Annotated in this window: 16 protein-coding genes and 2 pseudogenes; 3 read left to right on the forward strand and 15 right to left on the reverse strand. The window is 58.9% G+C overall.

Annotation, left to right across the window (positions count from 1 at the left end):
- Positions 1-182: 182 nt before the first annotated feature.
- On the reverse strand, positions 183-3,800 hold the full coding sequence (locus tag FHX08_RS18925; RefSeq protein ID WP_165911923.1) for an autotransporter domain-containing protein: 3,618 nt from the start codon (positions 3,798-3,800) through the stop codon (positions 183-185).
- Between the two features lie 98 nt (positions 3,801-3,898).
- Between FHX08_RS18925 and FHX08_RS18930 the strand changes: the two genes are divergently transcribed.
- The gene (locus FHX08_RS18930; protein WP_165911924.1) at positions 3,899-4,837 is read left to right on the forward strand and encodes a MarR family transcriptional regulator; all 939 of its coding nucleotides are present in this window, start codon (positions 3,899-3,901) and stop codon (positions 4,835-4,837) included.
- Between the two features lie 361 nt (positions 4,838-5,198).
- On the opposite strand, the pseudogene FHX08_RS32075 reads toward FHX08_RS18930, so the two are convergent.
- A pseudogene (locus FHX08_RS32075) lies at positions 5,199-5,279 on the reverse strand (SOS response-associated peptidase); the annotation flags it as partial.
- Positions 5,280-5,337: 58 nt separating this feature from the next.
- On the reverse strand, positions 5,338-5,706 hold the full coding sequence (locus FHX08_RS32080; RefSeq protein WP_207896881.1) for a nucleotidyl transferase AbiEii/AbiGii toxin family protein: 369 nt from the start codon (positions 5,704-5,706) through the stop codon (positions 5,338-5,340).
- 748 nt (positions 5,707-6,454) lie between these two features.
- Here FHX08_RS32080 and FHX08_RS31950 point away from each other — a divergent pair.
- Entirely contained in the window at positions 6,455-7,051 is a 597-nt protein-coding gene (locus tag FHX08_RS31950) for a universal stress protein (protein ID WP_312862156.1), read from the forward strand.
- A 10-nt stretch (positions 7,052-7,061) separates the two neighbouring features.
- Positions 7,062-8,561 (forward strand): acetyl-CoA hydrolase/transferase family protein, encoded by a 1,500-nt coding sequence (locus tag FHX08_RS18950; protein ID WP_132655030.1) that lies wholly within the window; start codon positions 7,062-7,064, stop codon positions 8,559-8,561.
- A gap of 16 nt (positions 8,562-8,577) precedes the next feature.
- Here the strand turns inward: FHX08_RS18950 and FHX08_RS18955 are convergent, their stop codons facing one another.
- From FHX08_RS18955 to FHX08_RS18995, 12 genes and pseudogenes are all read right to left on the reverse strand, one after another.
- Positions 8,578-9,513 (reverse strand): ABC transporter ATP-binding protein, encoded by a 936-nt coding sequence (locus FHX08_RS18955; protein WP_132655032.1) that lies wholly within the window; start codon positions 9,511-9,513, stop codon positions 8,578-8,580.
- Between the two features lie 391 nt (positions 9,514-9,904).
- Positions 9,905-10,678 (reverse strand): CBS domain-containing protein, encoded by a 774-nt coding sequence (locus tag FHX08_RS18960; RefSeq protein ID WP_312862157.1) that lies wholly within the window; start codon positions 10,676-10,678, stop codon positions 9,905-9,907.
- Positions 10,675-11,754 (reverse strand): alcohol dehydrogenase AdhP, encoded by a 1,080-nt coding sequence (gene adhP, locus FHX08_RS18965; protein ID WP_184327556.1) that lies wholly within the window; start codon positions 11,752-11,754, stop codon positions 10,675-10,677. The genes FHX08_RS18960 and adhP overlap by 4 nt, the downstream gene beginning before the upstream one ends.
- 135 nt (positions 11,755-11,889) lie before the next feature.
- Positions 11,890-12,075, reverse strand: coding sequence for a hypothetical protein (locus FHX08_RS18970; protein ID WP_132655036.1), 186 nt, complete (start codon positions 12,073-12,075; stop codon positions 11,890-11,892).
- Positions 12,076-12,284: 209 nt separating this feature from the next.
- Entirely contained in the window at positions 12,285-12,614 is a 330-nt protein-coding gene (locus tag FHX08_RS18975; RefSeq protein WP_132655038.1) for a hypothetical protein, read from the reverse strand.
- 50 nt (positions 12,615-12,664) lie between these two features.
- Positions 12,665-13,111, reverse strand: a complete 447-nt coding sequence (locus FHX08_RS18980; RefSeq protein WP_132655040.1) for a pyridoxamine 5'-phosphate oxidase family protein — start codon at positions 13,109-13,111, stop codon at positions 12,665-12,667.
- 1,519 nt (positions 13,112-14,630) lie between these two features.
- Positions 14,631-17,252 (reverse strand): magnesium-translocating P-type ATPase, encoded by a 2,622-nt coding sequence (gene mgtA, locus FHX08_RS18985; RefSeq protein WP_132655042.1) that lies wholly within the window; start codon positions 17,250-17,252, stop codon positions 14,631-14,633.
- Positions 17,253-17,320: 68 nt separating this feature from the next.
- The gene (locus FHX08_RS31515) at positions 17,321-17,746 is read right to left on the reverse strand and encodes a cation transporting ATPase C-terminal domain-containing protein (protein WP_245508321.1); all 426 of its coding nucleotides are present in this window, start codon (positions 17,744-17,746) and stop codon (positions 17,321-17,323) included.
- Positions 17,731-17,940 (reverse strand): hypothetical protein, encoded by a 210-nt coding sequence (locus FHX08_RS31520; RefSeq protein WP_245508322.1) that lies wholly within the window; start codon positions 17,938-17,940, stop codon positions 17,731-17,733. Before FHX08_RS31520 ends, FHX08_RS31515 begins: the two co-directional genes overlap by 16 nt.
- A gap of 112 nt (positions 17,941-18,052) precedes the next feature.
- A complete protein-coding gene (locus FHX08_RS31525) occupies positions 18,053-18,196 on the reverse strand; it encodes a hypothetical protein (RefSeq protein WP_245508304.1) in 144 nt (47 codons plus the stop codon).
- Positions 18,197-18,238: 42 nt separating this feature from the next.
- Entirely contained in the window at positions 18,239-18,331 is a 93-nt protein-coding gene (locus FHX08_RS31530) for a hypothetical protein (protein WP_245508305.1), read from the reverse strand.
- A gap of 173 nt (positions 18,332-18,504) precedes the next feature.
- A pseudogene (locus FHX08_RS18995) lies at positions 18,505-19,236 on the reverse strand (NAD(P)H-dependent oxidoreductase).
- Between the last annotated feature and the right edge of the window lie 163 nt (positions 19,237-19,399).

Here is a 19,399-nt window from a genome sequence, read left to right on the forward strand (position 1 = left end):
GGCGATCAAATGCTCTGAAACTCGAGCATATTTGCCCGTCACGAGGGGTCAGATCAAGCGCACGAGCATGCGCCGCGGCCCCTTGTCGAGCCTGATCCAATGACCAAGCGCGATTGTCCTCGCCGGTCAGGAAACCGGCCGTCCTTTCGGATCGCCCTTGCGATCGAGCATGCTGCGATCGTTTAGAACTGCAGCTTCAGCGCTGCGCTGGCGCTGTGGCGGTTGAGACCATCGCCGAATTCTCCGCGGTAGGACACGGACAGGGTTGCTTGATTTGCTAGCTGAAGCGCCACTGACCCGCCCGCCAAGACCGTGTTTTCAATGTCACGCAGTCCTTTTATCGTAAAGCTGCCGCCGTTTTCGAATGTCAGATCGGAGCGCGGCACGTCCTGGTCGATGATCGTTCTCCAGGCGACGCCAAGACCGGCGGTCGCGGGCTTGCCAGCGATCATTGCCTGTCGCTCAGCCCGCAGGCCGATCGTGGTTGCAAAGATGTCTTCCAGTGCGCCGTCACCATAAAGCGACGCCGCCCCGCCTGTTTCCCGGAAGCTGTCGCGTCGGCCGATCGCAAGATCGAGCCTCCCAAAAGGCGAAAGCGTCAGATCATGGGGGACCGCGAAATCATAGGATGCCTCCGAGAAGACCTGTGCCGTGTTGCCGTGGTAGCTCGCCTCTTGCGTATCGGAAAAACCGTCAAAGGCAATATTCCGGCGCGTTTCGATATCATGCCAGCTGTTCGACGCACCAAGCTTCACCTGCAGATTGCCGATTTTATGGACGGCGTAGACGCCAAGGTGGACGCTGTCGATGTTCGCGGTCGAGCCGAGGTCGGATATGCGGAAAGAGGATTGTCCGAAACCGGCAAAGATTCCTGCCGACATATCGTCGATCATCCAATCTGCACCATAAAGCATCCCGCCCCGCGCGCTCGTTGTACTGGAGGCGTTTCCATCCGATCCCATCTCGGAAAAATTGCCGTAGGCGGTTGTCCACACTCTGGCACTGTTTCCAAACACCTCGTCCAGCCGGTCGTAAACGGCATTGCGAACGTCGTCCGCCTCGCCAAAAAGGCTGCTTTGAAGCGAGGCGTGGATTTCACCCGAAAGCTGGTCGAAAGCGTATCGTGCTTCGCCCCTGTCGGTGTAGAGGATGGCGTTGTAGAGCGCGAGGCTGCTTGAGCCGCTCGTCTGATCGAGAAAGTCGAGGCCCAAGGCGGATTGCTGCTGATTTTCCGTCAGCGCCGCACTCGGAAACAGGGAGCCAGGGCTAAGAGCAGTGCGAAGAGTCAATGTGACGTCAGTGGCCGAATAGCTGAGGAAAGACTTCAGAAATGCCGAATCGATCTCCAAATTCCCGAACGCGCCTGAGACGGTACCGGCCGACAGGATCTTGTAGGACTGGCCGTTGACGTAGCTGACTGCCGGATCCCACAGGATCGTCTGCATGCTGGCACCCTTCAGGAACGCGGTGCCGCTGACGACGACGCTGTCGCTGAGACCAGTGCTACCGATTTCAATTTCGAAGAGGCTGCTCGGATCCAAGGTCAGATCGCCTGCGACGGTCAAAGTCCCGATCGAATTGCCGGGAGCAAGAACGCTGTCTGCAGCAAGCGACGTGGCCCCGACAGTTCCCGTGCCTTGAAGCCTTGCTCCGGACGCGATGTTGACGGCGCCACTCAGGCTGCCGTTGACGGAAAGCGTTCCGCCGAGCACGTCGGTGTCCCCGGCGTAGCTGCTGCTGCCGTTCAGCCGAAACAGGCCCGTCCCGGTCTTGACGAGACCACCGTCTCCGGTGATAGAGCCGCCAAAAATGGAAGAGCTGTCGTCGCCGCCGACGGTCAAGATCGCGCCATTGGAAAAATTGACATTTCCTCCGGAAGACCCGGCGCCGGAAAGAGAGCCTATTGTTTCTGAGGCGGCGACATCGAGCCCGGAGCCGGCACGATCTGCAAGGTTCACGCGGGCGTCGTCGGCCAAGGCATTGCCATTCTGCACCGCCAGCCGCCCCTGTGCGATTTCGATGTCGCCGGAACGCGTGTTGTTGCCCGAAAGCGTGAGCGTGCCTGCCCCGGTCTTCGTCAGACGGCCCGTCCCGGAGACTGTCCCGGCAAATGTCACCGTATTACCGCTCGTATCGATCGTTCCACCGGCGCTTCCGATGACAACGCCTCTGGCTGCGGGAGAGGCCACGGTACCGAATGTTTGCAGCGTCGCGCCATCGAGGGTCAGGATGTTGGTGGCGCTCCCGTCGCCGAGAGAGGCGGAGGACGAGATGGAAAGCGTTCCTCCGAGCACATTCATTGCGCCCGAGAAACTGTTGTTGCCAAAAAGACCGACAGTGCCCGCACCCAGTTTCGTGATCGACCCGCTCCCGGATAGGACGCCGCTGAATGATCCGCTTGCGCCGGAACTGCCGACCGATAGGCTCGCGCTGCCGAGCAGGACGTTACCGTTACCCGAGAGGCTGGCGACAGCCTGATTGAAACCGGCCATGTTCACTTGCGCGCCGGTGCGTATCTCAAGCTGAGATGAGGCGGAAAGCGCGTTGGCGGCCATCAATTGCAATTCACCTGCCGATACGGTCGTCGCGCCCGTGTAGGACTGGCGGTTGGCCAGAGTGAAGGTGCCGGTGCCGGCTTTGGTCAGACCGCCATCACCAGATATTTCGCCGTTAAAGGTCGCGGAACTGTCACCGGCGCCGACTGACAGAACGGCATTGCTGGCGACCTCGACGGTGCCGCTGCCGGTCAACGCGTCTACAGCTTCGCTGGCATTTATGCCGAGCGCGCCGTCGAGGCGGATGTCGGCCGAGCCTGCGAACACGTTGCCGCCGTCCGCAGTCAGGGTCGCGCCCGAGAGGACGTTGATTGACAAAGCTCCCTGTGACTGTCCCGACCACCGAAAATCGCCGGCAATGGTCAGCCCGCCGCTCGCAACGATCGCGCCGGAATAGTCGCCCGATCCGATCGAAAGCGTTCCCGTAGTGCCGATGAACCCAGCGCCGTAGAGGCTGTTGAGCGACGCGTCATAGGTCCTCAAGTCGAGGACCGAGCCGGATGAGAGCTGAACCGAATCCAGCGCGGAGAGATTTGCAGCGGTACCCGCATCGAGAATGTTGAGCGTCCGATTGGCCGATAGCACGACGCCGCCGACATCGACAAACCTGCCCTGCCAATCTCCGCCCCGGCTGAAGATCACGCGGTTTGCGCCGTCGATCGTGCCATTGAAGGTGAAGTCCCGAATCTCCAGATCAGCGTTGCTGAGACGGATCGTGCCGTTGCCGGCAAGGGAGGCGATCCAATCGCTGTGTGTCCCCAGATCGATGGTTGCGCCGGATGCGACGGTTATCGCGCTGGACCGTAAAATCGCGCCTTGGCCTTGGCCTGGAACCACCAATGTACCGGAATCGACAAAAACGTCTTTGTCTCCGTCGGAAAAGAATATATCTGCAAGCGTGACGGTGCCGCTGTCGGCGCCGCCGCCGAAATGAACTTCCGCGCCCCCGCGGAGCCAAAACAGGTCTAGATTGAGGTTGCTTCCGGGGATGGCGGAGAAACGCACCGTGGCACCGCTCAAGATATCGATTTCCGGAACGAGATCGACGGTTCCGGCCGCCACGGACCTGATCCATCCCCCTGTCGACATGTCGACCTGATCCGTTCCCAGCTCGGAGCCATTGCTGATCTCAACATAAGAATTGAGCGAGGAATCGGCTCGGGCAGCAACCGCTGAGAGAAAGAAGGTGACAACGGCCGTACCGGCAGTGACGGAATGGAATGAAAAACGGCCGTGTGTTTTCATCAGAATCAGCTTTACCGAAAATTTGATCGCAAAAGCTGTATAAAGCGTCCCGTTGTGCGGCAGAGTCAAAACATTGCATGTATTATGTGAGCAGACGAATGAACTTGAACGAGACAGGCCTCTTTGCCGGAGTAGATGAGTTCGCAGCGGACAGTCTGTGGGTCGAGGCGGCGGCCTTGATGCAGCAGCCATCCTATGCGAGCGCGCTCGTGTCCTATTGCGAGGCAGTGACGGCCCGAGTGCCAAGACTATTGCCGGCCAACAAGCTGTTTGCTCGGAAGCAACGCTATCTCGTCTGCTTCGTACTGATTTGTCTTTATGTGCAATGGCTCGAAGGACGCGGCCCGGCACCAGCGCTTGCCCTTCTCCAGCGGTCGGCCCCGGGCAGCCCGCGCCAGATTTCCGACTTCATCACCGGATTGCGTGACCGCGGCCTTATTATTGCGACGTCGCTCGAAACGGACCGTCGCACGCAAATCCTCAAGCCCAGCCTGTTATTGATGCGCGAGATCGCCCATTCACCGCTCGCCATTCTGACAGCTTCCGAATTATGCGCGCCCCAGGTTCCGATCCGGCCGCAAGACCTGGGCATGGATGAAAATCTGCTTGCGTTCTGGCTAGCTCTCTCTGCCGAACGTTATGCGCGAAAGGACGATCTGTTTGGTCCTTTTCCGATCATCGTGCGACACAGCGAAAGAGATGCAGGTCATCTCGTCCTTTGTGCCGTCATGGTGGAGGCGTTGCGCCAGCCGGCCGCAATCCGCAAGGCCTCCGGAGGCCTATCCTATCGGGCGCTTGCCGAGCGCTTCGACGTATCGCGCCAGCATATCAGCAACATCCTCGACGAGGCGGCGGAGAAAGGCTGGTACTGCGTTTCTGCAGGTGGCGAACTGGCGCTCATGCCCGACGATACCCTCCTTCAGTTCGCGACCTGGGTGGCCGGGCAGATGGCGCACTACCGTCGCTTGACCTTGGCAATTGCCGCCAAGACAGCCGGAGCTCGCGTGACCGCCGACGCGATCGGCTCAGAGGCCTGAGCGTCCATATCCGGGATTTCCTTTCGCACGCTGCTTCGCCTACGCTGTCGTGAGCATCCGAACATTGCTTCGCCGATCAATAACGTCGAGCACAACATGGCGACCCGACCGGCTGATGGCGACGTCGACCGAACCATTGGTGATTTGCAGGCGCCGCAGGCTCACCTCGCCCAGGAAGGAAGACAGGTGCGGCTCGTTGATGCCTACCTGCCATGCATCGAAAACACGCCGACGGGAGTTACCGAAAAATTAACCCTGATGCATGCAGTCCAGGAACATTTGGAATTGCTAATAGTTGAAACTCCCCGACTGGTTTGGAAATATCCGCGCTTGGGTAGTAAAAGATACCAGTCGGAGGATGACGATCATGGTAAGGCGCGATGTCAGGTCCAGGCTCAATGGTTGGGATCATGAAGGCCTGGCCGGAGTCGGCCGTGTGGCGCCGCTGCCAGTCGACGCCAAAAGACCATCGTGAAGCACATTGTCTTTCAACGGAGTCGTCAAAGACGATCTGCGTAGGAAATGATGCGGACAAGGATCGCCTTCAGGCTGGGCCTGCCATGAAAATAGAGCGCCGAAGTCCGCTCATATGAGCGTTCGTAGAGCCGGAACGTCTCGGGGTCGGAAAGACTGAACGCGGGATTACTGTTAATGTCCTGATTGTCAGCCTTCGGGAAGCGCTTCTGCTTGTGCGCAATATACGACTTCGTGCCGATAAAAGCTCGCACGTCCGGTTGGTCGAGCAGGCAGTAGACGTCGTAGTAATGCCGGAGAAAATTGGCCGGGAACTGTCCAGTTTCCTGCTGCTTGCGATATTTGGTGGAAATGGCCTGGAGCTTCTCGACAAGTGTGTAGCGGACTCGTAGCAGGGCACGGCTAGCGCGCGATTATCGATCAGCTCGACGCGCGATGACGCGTAATCGAAAGCCCACGAGTTGATATTCTTGTTGATATTGGGCGCCACAGTGTCGAATCCGGCTTCGGGTAACACGCCCTCCTTGAGGTCCGATTTCGTTCCGGTTGTCTCGGGTAGTAGAGGCGGATGCCGCTGCGGCGATAACTTTCATTGTCGAACTCGGTATCGCGCTCGATCTTCTGGATGCCGTCGATCGTGATCGTCCTGGCGAGCCAGTCATAGAATGCTTTCCGGCCAGCGAGCGGTCTGCGGGTGAAACGCGAGCGCATTGATGCGCCAATTTCGGTCTTTCCCCGATATTGCAAGCTAAGCCATGCAATAATCCCGGTAAGGATAGTCGCAACGTCGCTGTCGCGCCTGTGCCCGACGACACATGGCGCTCTGGCGCTCGTTTGCGGCAAGTCAATGCACGAGAATGGGAAAGTGACATCTTCGTTGAAAATGGAACGAGTAAGACAAGGCCGCGACACTCGATGCAAAGACATATCTTCCTGCCACTTCTCACCTATCCGGACCCCACATTGGAGTTCATGATAGCCAACGCCGTGTCCCTCGCACGGCATATGAATGCTAGCTTGACGACCTCTGTCGTTGAGATTGTGATCCCGCATGTTTCAGCGGCGCTTGGCTCGCTGATCCTGGATCCTGTCAAACTGGCGCAGGAGGCTGAAGCGTTGAGCCGGCAGCGAGGCGCGTTTCTGGTGCAGAAGGCGATCGACGAAGCAAAGGCCGCCTCCGTGGAAATCCGGACGAGGAAGATGAGGGTCGGCGAACCATTCGTCCCCGGCATGCTTGCAGAAGCCGCACGCGCCTACGACCTCGTTCTGCTCGAAGCAGCCGGCTTGCACCGTGCAGTCGTTGAGGCCGTCCTGTTTGAATCCGGCCGGCCGCTCATGCTTTATCCTCGTCAGAGTTTCAATGGTAGAATGGACAGCGTGGCCGTCGCGTGGGACGGCAGCGCCTCTGCTGCCAGCGCGGTACACGATGCCGAGCCTTTTATCGAGTACGCCTCGAAAGTCTATCTTGTCTGCGTAACCGACGAGAAGGCCGTTGACGACGAGACCGGAAATCATCTCGTTGAAAACATGCACAGAAGCGGCGTCAAAGCGGAGATAATACACGCCCGGGCTGACGGCCAACCGGTCGGAGACGTACTGCAGGCAAAGGCGTTCGAGCTACGTGCCGATCTCCTCGTGATGGGTGGGTTCGGCCACTCGCGGCTGCGCGAATTCGTGCTCGGTGGAGCGACGAAATCGGTGCTGACGAACGTTCTTCTTCCCGTCTTCCTATCGCACTGAAGGTACATACATGTTCAAAGATCGACTTCGGAACCCTGAGCTCTGGGACCGGATCGTGAATGCCGATGACGCCGCGGCCTTAATTCATGACGGCATGACCGTGGGGATGAGTGGCTTCACGCGCGCGGGGGAAGCAAAGGCTGTCCCCTTGGCATTGGCCGAGCGCGCACGACGTGATCCGTTGAAGATCACCCTGATTACCGGCGCCTCGCTCGGCAACAATCTCGACAAGACGTTGGTCGAGGCACATGCAGTCGCGCGCAGGATGCCATTCCAATCGGACCCCGTCATGCGCAAAGCGATCAATACCGGTGAGGTCATGTTCATCGACCAGCACCTGTCGGAAACCGTCGAGTTCCTGCGCAGCGGTCAGCTACCGCCCGTCGATGTCGCGGTCGTCGAGGCGACAGCCATTACGGAAAACGGCTGCATCGTTCCAACGACATCGGTCGGCAACTCCGCGAGCTTCGCCATCCTTGCGCCGAAGGTGATCGTCGAGATCAACCTGTCGCAGCCGGAAGCCCTCGAAGGGCTCCACGATATATACATTCCCACCAAGAGGCCGACCCGAGAAGCTATTCCGGTCGTCGCTCCCGAAAGCAGGATCGGCTCGCCTTTCATTCCCATCCCTCCCGAGAAGATTGCTGCGATCGTGGCGACGGAAAACAGCGACAGCCCCTCTGCAGTGGAACCGGCTGATGCGGACACAAATGCCATCGCCGGACATCTCACCGAGTTCCTGACAAACGAGGTGCGGCGGGGTCGGCTGACAGAGAGGCTTTTGCCCCTCCAGGCAGGCATCGGCACGATCGCAAATGCGGTGCTGCAAGGTTTCGCGAACTCGCCGTTTCATGATCTCACCATGTATTCCGAGGTCCTCCAGGACTCGACATTCGACCTTATGGACGCCGGCAGGCTGAATTTCGCCTCCGGATCGTCCATGACGCTGTCGACGGACAAGCACCGGCGGGTTCTCGACGATATTGAGAAGTACAAATCTCGCCTCATACTCCGCCCACAGGAGATCAGTAATCATCCGGAAGTCATTCGCCGGCTCGGGATCATCGCCATCAATACTGCTTTGGAGTTCGACATCTACGGCAACGTGAACTCAACCCACGTCGGCGGCACGCATATAATGAACGGCATAGGCGGATCGGGTGACTTCGCTCGTAACGCCTACATGTCGATCTTCGTAACGAAGTCGCTTGCCAAGGGTGGCGCGATATCGCGCGTCGTGCCGATGGTCAGTCATGTCGATCACACCGAGCACGATGTCGATGTTCTTGTCACCGAAATCGGTCTTGCCGACATCAGGGGCCTCGCACCGCGGGAAAGGGCACGGGTCGTTATCGACAACTGCGTTCATCCAAAATACCGGGACGTCTTGGCGGACTACCTCAGACGCGCGATGCTTCGGGGCGGTCATACTCCGCATCTGATCGAGGAGGCGCTGGCATGGCAGGACAATCTGCGGGTAAACGGACGCATGTTGCCGGCCGACGGCTAAAGTCAGCCGGCCGGCTTCATGCGGCATCCTGCGACGCTTCAATCTTGTCGCTGGCGTCGCGGATCATTGCATACTTGACCTGTGTAACTTTGAGGTCGCGATACCAGTCCACCAAAGCGCCCCAGGGATCGGTTATCTTCGAAAGGCCTGAGACGAAGGCGACGATGGTGCCCACCTCGGTCTTTCCGGTGATCACGTAATAGCTGCCGAGAGCAAAAATCCCCGCATAGCCAAATTGCGTCATCAAATTCATCAGAAAGTTCATCGCGAACTTGAACATGTAGATATTCATATTGGTGGAAAACAACGACTGCACGCGCTCGGCTTGATCCTCGATCGCAGGGGTTGAAACATGTTCGATCATCCCCTCGCTGACATGCCGCATGACTGTGATCTTGTTTGCGACCAACCGGTTGATTGCCGACTGCATGAGAGGCACAAAGCCAACCTGCGGCAGGAAGACGGCGGCCACGGCAAGCGCCATCGGGGGCTGGAGGAAGATCATGTAGCCACCGACCGCTGCGAGAATCCCTGTCTGCAGCAATGGTTCCGAAATGCTTGTGCCGACGAAACCGCCGACCGGTTCAGCTTCGGCAAGAACGATCGAAAGCTGCACCCCTTCGGCGAGCGCGTCTGCGCGAAGCTGACGCGACCCCTCCGAGGCCAAGAGCACCGACATACGCAGCCATCGAATTGCCACCTCACCTATCCAGCCGCGATAAAGGTTGAGACCGAGCTTGGTCATTCCTTCAAGCAGTACGATGCCGAGATAGGAGACGACAAGAAGCGTGATCGTTTCGAACCTGGCTCCCTCTGTCGCGGCGTTGATGACACGCCGCTGGATTTCCAGTGGCGCGGTTCCAGCAAGAAACAGCAATGCCGAGAGCCCAGCCAACGCAAGCTGGTGTCGGCGGCCGATGAGAAACACGAAACCGAAGAGGTTACGAGGCATTGTCCAAGCAGCCATTCGTTGCGAAGTGATGGATTGAGCCCCGGTTTCGTCGATCTTCCATTTCCAAGCGCGACACGTGTAGCGCTGGCGGCCGGGTTCGGTCGACGAAGTTCTTGACCCAGAGGATACCGAGCACACTGGCCGTCATCAAAAACAGAATGATTAATAGGAGCCGTCGCAATAGTTCCTCCGGGAAGAATGGGCCTGCGCTAGGACGAATGCCGCTTCGGGGTTGCGGTGCCGAACCTTCTGCGCCTCCTCGTTCCGACCGGCACTGCAAGCTGTCGGAGAAAAAGAGGCGGTACGCGCGATCGCTCGTTGCTCTCGTAAGCGCGCGTCCGTTTTGATGCCGCCGGCTACGCAGTCTCCATTTCGGCGCCTGTCATCGTGATCACCTCACGTATCTTCGGATCGACGGCCAGGCGGAGGAATAACATCCCGAGGTGCGGCTCGATCCACGACAAAACGTCGACCATTTGATGCCTTTGATATTCTCGATAAGAACCTTGGCTGCGAGGCGTTCGCGCTCATCGAAAATCGTACCAGACAATTGCGCAACCCCGTCCTTCACGTGACAGCGGATGAAGCCATTGGCGGTCCAGCTCCGACTTGAGAGAGCCGCCTCGACGGCCGCCTGAAGTTCCGTATCGCCGAAGTCGACGAATGTCTTCGGCAGCAACTGCGAAAGCGCCCGCAACAAATCCGAACGGGACAGGATCCCGACAAGATGGCCGCCCGAGATCACAGGGAGCCTTTTGATATCGTGCTTTTCCATCAATGAAACGGCGTCGGAAATTGTAGCCTCCGGCGGAATCGTCACGGGGGTTGACGACATGACCTCTTCAATGCACCGACCGTGCGCATGAACATATTCATCGGCCAATTTACGGGGGCTTGTCAGCCAGTCGAGCAGCCAGGGGCGGCTGCGCTCAGTCTCGAGTTCGCCGCGGCGCAGGAAATCCCCGTCGCTGACGACGCCGACGACCCCGCCCTTCTCATCAACTACCGGAAGGCCGCTGATGCGGTTGTCCAGCATGAGCTTCGCGGCGTCCAGAACCGAGGTAGAGGGCGCAACCATGATTGGCGCGGAGGTCATGACGGATCGAACATTCATCGGCTTGTCTCCTTTAGACAAGATGTGGCAAGTCCCCGCGGCCTGGGTCAAACGGTAGCGCCTTCATCCCGTCGCTTCGTCTCTGCCGGGGCTGCGCCGCCAATGTCGAGAACCATTCGGCCCTCGATTGCCCCCTCTTTCAGAGCAGCGAAGATGGTGTTGATGTCATCAAGCGGTGCTTTCCTGATGTCGGCTCGCACCCTGCCGTCGGCTGCGAAGGCAAGCGCCTCGTCCAGATCCCGACGAGTTCCGACGATGGAGCCGCGCACTGTGATCCGCTTCAGCACGACCTCGAATATCGGCGTTGCAAAATCGCCCGGCGGCAGGCCGACAAGACTTATGGTGCCCTTTCTCCGAACCAGGCGCAACGCTTGTGAAAAGGCGGGCGGCGAAACGGCCGTGACCAGGACGCCGTGTGCTCCGCCGCTTGTGGTCTTCACAACCTTTTCGACCGTCTCTTCGGCCAAAGCGTTGAGCGCGAGATCGGCGCCGACCTGGCGAGCAAGATCGAGCTTGGCAGCCGAAATGTCGAGGGCGACAACCTTAAATCCCATAGCCTTTGCATACTGGATCGCGACGTGACCGAGGCCGCCAACCCCCGACACAGCCACCCATTCGCCTGGACGTGCCTCTGTTTCTCTCAAGCCTTTGTAGGTCGTCACGCCTGCGCAGAGAATTGGTGCAATCTCCGCAAAATCAGTTCTGTTCGGCAGTCGGGCAGCGAAGGCCGCGGATGCGATCACATATTCGGCAAAGCCGCCGTTGCAGCTGTAACCGGTGTTATGCTGATGCTCGCAAAGGGTCTCCCATCCGGTCTCGCAGTATTCACACCGAAGGCAGGCGTCATGCAGCCATGCGACGCCGACGGGATCGCCTTCCTTGAATTCAGTGACGCCGGGACCAAGCGCTGCGACGATACCGGCAGCTTCGTGTCCGGGAATAAACGGCGGTTTGGGCTTCACCGGCCAGTCACCGTCCGCCGCGTGCAGGTCCGTGTGGCAGACGCCGCAGGCCACGACCTTCACCAGGATTTCGCCTGGACCGGGAACCGGCACCGGCACGCACTCGATCGCCAGCGGCCGACCGAATTCGCGCACGACCGCCGCCTTCATCATCTTGCCCGTCATGATCTTCACCCCTTCAGTTGAACTTGGTAGGGATGATGACGCGCCGGGCGGCCAGAACATTGACCTAGAGCAAGTCGGCCGCCAAATCCGTGTCGGCCGGCGATCTTTTATCTGCGCAGTGGCACCTTTCGGGCATCAGTCAGCGCGCGGCGGAACCGGAACAAGAGCTATCATGAAGAAAAGCATGCCGATCATCCCGAGAACGACAGTCTGTTGCCAGACCGCATCCCAACCGGCGCCGTGATAGAACTTTGCCTCCGAGAATGAAACGAAATGCGGTGTGGGTGAGATTACCATCGCGTATTGCAGCCGTAGCGGCATGCTGTCCATCCGGGGATCGCAAACGCTTCTGATGGATGTCTTTCAAATCGCGGCGCGGTTCGACGCGACCTTCTGAGACTGCCAATCCGAAAGTGCTGAGCTCCGCCTTTCGTCGTGCTTTATGGGTGACGCCGACCGTCTCGCCGCTCCTTTACAACAGCGGGCTCTGTCATGGGACCTATTCGCTTTGGCTTAACCTTTTGATAATTCTAATGTTGGCTGCGCTTGAGGTGCGCGTGTTTTATACTGTCGAGACGATCTGCTTCGGCTTGGGCGTCGCAAATTAAGTTCTTGGCAAACTCTTGCGCGTCCAATACATCGCGAAGACGAAGCCCTTTCCTGCGGCAATTGTCGTCGATTTCGTCGAGAATTTGACGGATCAGTTGTGGCTTTTCATCGCTGTCGTGGAAGCGCAGCAGTCTGGTCGTTGCGCTCGCTGCCACTGTCTCAAGGATCAGGAGCTGACCAAGAATTTCTACGGTTGATGGCTCTTTCACCTCTGTGAGCTGAGTAGATCTGGGACTCTTTGCTTTCGACACGGCTGAACTCCATATGATCACTGCTTTGCCATTTGCGCCAGGTTGACACGCTAGCCTTGAGCCTTTCGTCCGCTCAGATCAATAATTTCCAGCGCGAAGAAGATGTGCGTATTCGGGTTGTCGCCTGCAGACTTGCCGCCTGGTTTCAGGGCGCCCGGCTGCCACCAATCGCTGCGCTTTGAAAGCAATGCCCACGCTCGATCCTTTTCTTCACTTGACGCCTCCCCGCTGAGATCTGTGAAACGCGAGTCGATAACGACGCTACTCCAGGAATGCCTGCTTTTCAGTTGATCGACCTCAAGGCAGACATTAGGGTTACGTCTCATGATCTCCAGCTTCTTACCCGGCAGAGTGAAAACATAAAGCCTGTCGTCAAAGTAGGAATACTGGACGGGGATGACATACGGGATGTTGTCGTCCGAACAGGCGAGACGTGCAAGCCATTGCCGTTTTACGAGGGCGATACACTCTTGGTAGGACATTCGTTCAACGTTCATCTAAATCACCTTATATTTCTCGGCAATCGATCAGCTGGATGTTCGCCCTTGATGCTCTAACCGAAGATCTGCATCTAACCCGACGTCCCTGTTACCCCATTAGCGGTTGTCGCCGGTGGAAGAGTTTCTGCTGGTCCGCGCAATCGTTTCCTCCAGGAGACAATCAGCGTATTTCGATGTCGCCGCGGCTTCAGCATCTGTGAACTTTGCGTGTCTAGCTTTTCTTTCGATTGCTCGTCGCAGCGCTGCCAGATAAAGAGCCCGGCGCCGTGCGTCATATTGCCTGAGAAGCCTCTCAAGCGACACGGCTGCCACAACGCGAGTAACAAGCAATCTCCCGTCAACTTCATTCAAGGACGGGATCGCATAGGCGGATGGCCCGCCCAGCCGGTTGGTCTCTCTTCTAGGCATAGCTCGGTCCAAAGCACCATCAAACGGAAACATGATGATGATCCGGTGCAAATGCCTCGCCTTGAGCTAAATCAAGAAGTAATGGTCTCTGGGTCAGAAAGTCGTTCACATTCGCTTAATTATCGCGGCGAGACCCTCTTTTGCAGGGTTGACCTAGCACCCTCTGCGCCGCCGACACAAATCGGCCGACGTTGTGGGCAAACTGGCAATACTTGTTGCCTGCACCGCGTATGAAACTGCGAAAGTGCCGTTCCGACGATCGCTCCGTTGAGCAATAGTAGCGCTCGCCGTGTGCACATGAGTTGCGGGTCTTGTGCCGGGCCGATTACCGCAATCTTTCCCTCCTCGCCCTTGGCCTCGGCCGGGCCTAACGCTTCCTTGGCCGCGCGCCAGCAACCGTCTTCCGATAACTTGCGCGCAAAGCGCATCCGATTTGGCCGAGTGTATTGATGAGCACTTGGCTTGCGGTGATGCTAAGACCGAGCACCGGGGCGCCCACAGGGAACTGGCGTCGGCCTTCCCGCAACAGTTCGCGCAACACTCGTGCTGATTGAGCGACGCGCTCCTCGAATCGTGCCGAATGGCCTGACACAATTCCTGCTTTTTTAATGGCCCGGTCCGTCAACCGGAGATTTGAATTGCGCTCTCCAAGGGAGCCCTGCGAGGAGCCTCCAACGCCCACTCGACGATGAAGCGCTCGGGATCGAGATCACGTTCAAGAAAGGGGATCGGTCAAGCGAATTGAACAGGCGTGCCGCGCAATCCACCTGAACGAGGATTGCCTAGGCTTGATTGTCGGTCGATGCGACGGGTTTCCATGACACCGTTGTCAGTCCTGCGCGGCCGGCGATCTCGGGCTTGGCCGCCGTTGTTCGAGGCTTGTTCATACCAGTACCAGTCTTTAGGATTCGCTCCGCCGGATTTCTCTTGAGCAGAAGAGGAGTGACGATGTGGTCTTCGACAGGCCAGTCAACAGCGCATTGCGGCGGGCACCCAACGCCACGAGATCAGGATTCCGTCCTTGCGGATGGCGGGCCTAGCCAGCTTCTCCAAGCCATCCAAATGCTGATCTTTGAGTGGCTGCAATGGATACCTGCAGGGATCGGCTTCATGCTGTCGGTGACCTATGGCCACTGGCCCGTCGCGCCGAGGCCTGTTTGTCGCTGCGCCGGTGGAAGAAAAAGCGCTTGGCAATTTCGAGGATGACGGCGAAGGCGAGTGAAATGCCGATGAGGCCGCTGAGCAGGAGCGGCGGAAGGGGTACGAACCCGAAAGCACCGGCGAATGGCAGGTAAGGCAGGGCAATGGCAACAATGCCGACGGATATCGTCGTGCCAAAGAGCAGCCGGCTTGGCCGGCTCTTCCAGCTTGCGGCAGCGGTGCGCACGATCAGCATGGTTGCAAGTTGCGTGATCAAGGATTCCACGAACCAGCCGGTGCGAAACTCGTCGGTCGTCGCCCTCATGAGGAGCATCAGAAAACCGATGGTCAGGAAATCGAAGAGCGAGCTGATCGGGCCGAAGCAGAGCATGAAGCGCTCGATAGCGGCAATATTCCATCGCTGCGGGCGCAGCACGTCGGCATGTTCGACGCGGTCCGTGGCAATTGCCATGGAGGGCACGTCGGCCAGAAGATTGTTGAGCAGGATCTGTTTGGCGAGCAGCGGCAGGAAGGGCAAGAAAAGAGAGGCGACCGCCATGCTCGTCATGTTGCCGAAATTGGCACTGGTGGCGATCGAGATGTATTTCAGGGTATTGGCGAAAGTACGTCTGCCGTCGTCAATACCGCGCGCCAACACGTCCAGGTCACGGCGCAAGAGCACGATATCGGCCGCCTCGCGGGCGACATCGACGGCGCTGTCGACGGATATGCCGACATCGGCCTCGTGCAGCGCCGGTGCATCATTGATGCCATCGCCGAGATAGCCGACCACATGGCGAGCGCGCCGCAGCGCCTTTATGATGCGCTCCTTCTGATTGGGATCGATCTCGACGAAAAGATCGGTCTTCTGCGCCCGGGCAAAAAGCGCATCAGTGCTCATGGTGGCGATTTCGCTCCCGGTCAGGAGATGGGTCGATTTCAGGCCGATGGTCTCAGCCAGATGCCGGACGACGTAACGATTGTCGCCGGAAACGATCTTGATGTGGATGCCGCGGCGCTTCAAGCCTGTAAGAATCTCCTCAACGCCAGCTTTTGGCGGATCGAGGAACAACAGGAAACCCTCCAGGCAAAGTCCGACCTCGTCCTTCTTACCGAACCCTGTTTTTTTTGATGGGAAACGGCGGGTGGCGATGGCGATCACCCGGATGCCGTCCTCGCTCCATTTTTGGTACCGTTTGTCGATGGCGTCGCGCAACGGCGCGTCAAGCGGTCGTGTCATTGCGCCGGCCTTGGCCAATGTGCAGGCGGCGAGGACATTGGTGACGGCGCCCTTGCAGATGAGGTCGGTCCCTTCTTCCCCTTCAGTGACGACGGAAAGTCGCTTGCGGGCAAAGTCGTAGGGAATTTCGTCTACCTTGCGATAGTGCGCCATCTCGTCCGTGGCATGACCCGATGCAAGGATCGCATCGTCGAGAGGGTTTTTCAGGCCAGTCTGCAGGCGGGCATTGAGGGACGCGAGCAGCCGCACCCGGCCGGACGCCTCCCCGTCAATGTCGACGCACCCGCTGAGCTGGATTGTTCCTTCCGTCAGCGTCCCTGTCTTGTCGGTGCAAAGCAGGTCCATACTGCCGAGATTTTCCATCGCCTCCAGGCGGCGAATGATGACGCCTTGCCTAGCCATCACCCGGGCACCTCGCGCCAGCGTGACACTGATGATTGCCGGCAGCAGCTCCGGCGTCAGGCCGACGGCGAGCGCCAGCGAAAACAGCAGCGAGTCGACCAGCGGCCGCTGCAGAAGGAGATTGGCAACGAAAACGACGAGGACGATCACCACCATGATCCGTGTCATCAAATAGCCGAAGCGGCGAATGCCGCGGGAGAATTCTGTCTCCGGCAATTGGCGCGTGACCGCATCGGCAATCGCCGCAAATTCGGTCCGGCTTCCGGTAGCCGTTACAAGAGCCGTCGTCGTGCCGCTGCGCACGGACGTGCCGGTGAAAACGCAGTTCAGACGGGCGCCGATCGGTGCGTCCGGCGGCGAGATGCCAGGCGCCTTTGCGACCGGAAAGGTTTCGCCGGTCAGCGCCGCCTCGCTGACATTCAGATCGCGGGAGGTCAGAATCACCGCATCGGCCGGGACGAGACTGCCTGCCGAAAGACGAATGACGTCGCCGGGCACGAGCGCTTCGGCGGGTACCGCCTCTTCGGCGCCGTTTCGCAATACGTTCGCCGAGAGCGATATGCTTTTTCGCAGAGATTCGACGGCGCGACTTGCTCCATACTCCTGGGTGAAGCCGAGCAGACTGCTTGCAAGCACGATGCAGCTGATGATCAGTGCATCATGCATCTCCCCGACACCTGCAGCAACCACGGCGGCAAAGATCAGGATCAGGACGAGGGGACTGACGAATTGTTTGAGCAGTGTGCGGAACGCACCGGCACCGCTTGCGGCATTGACGGTATTTGTCCCGTATACCTGCAGCCGTGCTCCCGTTTCCGCCGATGTCAGTCCGGAGGATTGCGACTTGAGCTCCTCGAAAAGCTCCTCAGGCGACCGAGCCCAGTAAGGTCGCCGAGTGCTTGCCTCCTGACTAGTGGATGCAGTGCCGGATTCAGCGAAATTGTCCATGTCGATACTCCCTGGATCGCCAGAACAGCTTGCTTTGCCGAGAGACTGCGACATTGACCGACGTCAATTTAGGGTGGCGAAGCCTGCAATCTCGTCCTGCGCGCGTTCCACCACTTGTCGGTCTCCGAAACGACGAGGAGCATGCATGCCAATGTCAGAAGCGCCATCCATTCGTTGAAGGAAACAGGTTGTAAAAGGAGGATGCCGCTGAGGATCGGCATGTGCATGGCCAAAATATGGATCGCCTGTGCAGCAAGCACGGCCATGAGAAGCGGCAGATTGCCGCCGAACCCCTGCTTGAACAGCGATTGGCGCTCTGAGCGGCTGTTGCAGGTCTGGACGTTCTCGAACAGCACGAAGAGCAGGAGCAGCGGGTTACGCGCGGCTGCGTCGGAATAGCCGTTCTGCAGCAGCCAATAGAAGACGGAAAAGCCGCCAAGTCCCATGACAAGGGTCGAAACCAGCACGCGCCGCAGCATCAAAGCGTCGAGGATCGGCTCGCAGGGTTTTCGGGGCGGACGGCGGAACTCGTCACCTTCGGCTCTTTCGGGGTGCCCAGCTCGGTGGCCGAGCCAGTCGCCGTGACGAGCCCTCGACCGCGCCCGCGCACGATCATGCTTGCGGCAAAGACTTGTGAGGCGCCGTTGCCGTTTGCCGATTTGTGAACCGGTGCGGATTCGCCGGTCACTAGGATTCGCCACATTGCAAGTCGCAAGAAGCTTGAGATCGGCTGGCGCGCGTCCACCGGACCCCAGTACGACAAGATCGCCGGGCACGAGCGCGGCTGCGGCAACCGCCTGCTACGCGCCATCGCGGATCACCTGTGCGACCGGCTGTTCGAGGTCGCGCAGGACAGCGGCTGCCTTGCCGGCCGAATATTCCTGGAAAGCGCCCATCACGCCGTTGAGGACGAGAACGACGGTGATGAAGACCGCGTCCTTCACACCGCTGACAAAGGCGGATACGACTGCAGCGCAGACGAGGATTTAGATCAGCGGACTGAGGAACTGGTAAGCGAAGACGACGAGGAAGCCGGGCGCCGTCGGTTTCGGCAATTCGTTGCGATCATGCAGGCGCAACAGCGCCTCCGCCTCGGGTTGCGAGAGGCCCGCCGGGTCGTGGTGGATTTGACCACCTCATTCATGCCCCATAAGGGCGGCATGTCGGTTCAGCCCACCTTGATTTTCGTCAAACGGGCCCGATCAGCGGAGCGAAGACGCGCCGGTTGTCGCGCGCGCTTCGCATCCCTCCCTCAAATCCCCTTACGCCCCAACGTTTCGACTTCCGTGAGAAAGCGCCTGCGCCTCGCGTCATCCGTCCGCTGGATGAGGCCGGAGAAACTGTAACGCACGGGGCGGATGCCGGCAAAATTCAGAATGCTTTGGCTCAGGCACTTCACGCCATGGGTACCGAACCAGACGCGATAGACAAGCGTCGGCATGCTCATGGTTACGATGATGCGGGCCGAACAGCCGGAAAGCAGCATCTTCGTTCCGCCGTTTGCCAGATATTCGAAGGCGATGCCAGGGCGGATGACCTGTTCGAGAAAGGCTTTGAGCAGAGCCGGCATGGTGCCGAGCCGGGGCGGAAAGACGATGACAATGTGTTATGCCCATGCCACCGCCTCCGCCGCAGCGATCAGCCCTTCGGGCGGGCTGGGGCTCTCGAAGGCTTCCCGCGAGCGCAGAACGGGAAAATCGAGTTTCGAGATATCGAGCCGGCGCAGAATATAGCCGGCATCCGCAGCACTCTTGGCATAGGCATCGGCCAGTGCGCCGCAGAAATGGCGCTTATGGCCGTCAGGATGAGCGTCGATGATCAATATATGCTGCGGCATGATTGCTCCGGCCTCTTCGCAAACGTCGGCGTTCGACGGGATCCTGATCATGGTGCATTGGCGTGCATTGACCCATCGTAATGAACCGCAATTCCCAGCACTCTGCTTGCTGCCGGATCGCAGGATGCGTTGCCGGATATCGGCCATGATGGTCCGAACCTGAGGCCGCCTGGCGGCAAGCTGTTCAACGAGATTTCGAGCATCGGGTCGAATGCCGAACACCGCAGATGTGGTCGCAGGGACGGGCTAATGCGGATACTCGAACATGACGTAAGTCAAGGATGGACACGGGAACTGCCGGTAAAAGGGC

The organism is Rhizobium sp. BK529 (assembly GCF_014194105.1).
Classification (GTDB): domain Bacteria; phylum Pseudomonadota; class Alphaproteobacteria; order Rhizobiales; family Rhizobiaceae; genus Rhizobium.

What these genes read in the sequence shown, in the direction of transcription:
- FHX08_RS18925 (WP_165911923.1), bottom strand. Translation starts at nt 3,800, where the DNA reads ATGAAAACACACGGCCGTTTTTCATTCCATTCCGTCACTGCCGGTACG.
- adhP (WP_184327556.1), bottom strand. Translation starts at nt 11,754, where the DNA reads ATGACGGGCAAGATGATGAAGGCGGCGGTCGTGCGCGAATTCGGTCGG.
- mgtA (WP_132655042.1), bottom strand. Translation starts at nt 17,252, where the DNA reads ATGGACAATTTCGCTGAATCCGGCACTGCATCCACTAGTCAGGAGGCA.
- FHX08_RS18930 (WP_165911924.1), top strand. Translation starts at nt 3,899, where the DNA reads ATGAACTTGAACGAGACAGGCCTCTTTGCCGGAGTAGATGAGTTCGCA.
- FHX08_RS18955 (WP_132655032.1), bottom strand. Translation starts at nt 9,513, where the DNA reads ATGCCTCGTAACCTCTTCGGTTTCGTGTTTCTCATCGGCCGCCGACAC.
- FHX08_RS18980 (WP_132655040.1), bottom strand. Translation starts at nt 13,111, where the DNA reads ATGAACGTTGAACGAATGTCCTACCAAGAGTGTATCGCCCTCGTAAAA.
- FHX08_RS18950 (WP_132655030.1), top strand. Translation starts at nt 7,062, where the DNA reads ATGTTCAAAGATCGACTTCGGAACCCTGAGCTCTGGGACCGGATCGTG.
- FHX08_RS18970 (WP_132655036.1), bottom strand. Translation starts at nt 12,075, where the DNA reads ATGCCGCTACGGCTGCAATACGCGATGGTAATCTCACCCACACCGCAT.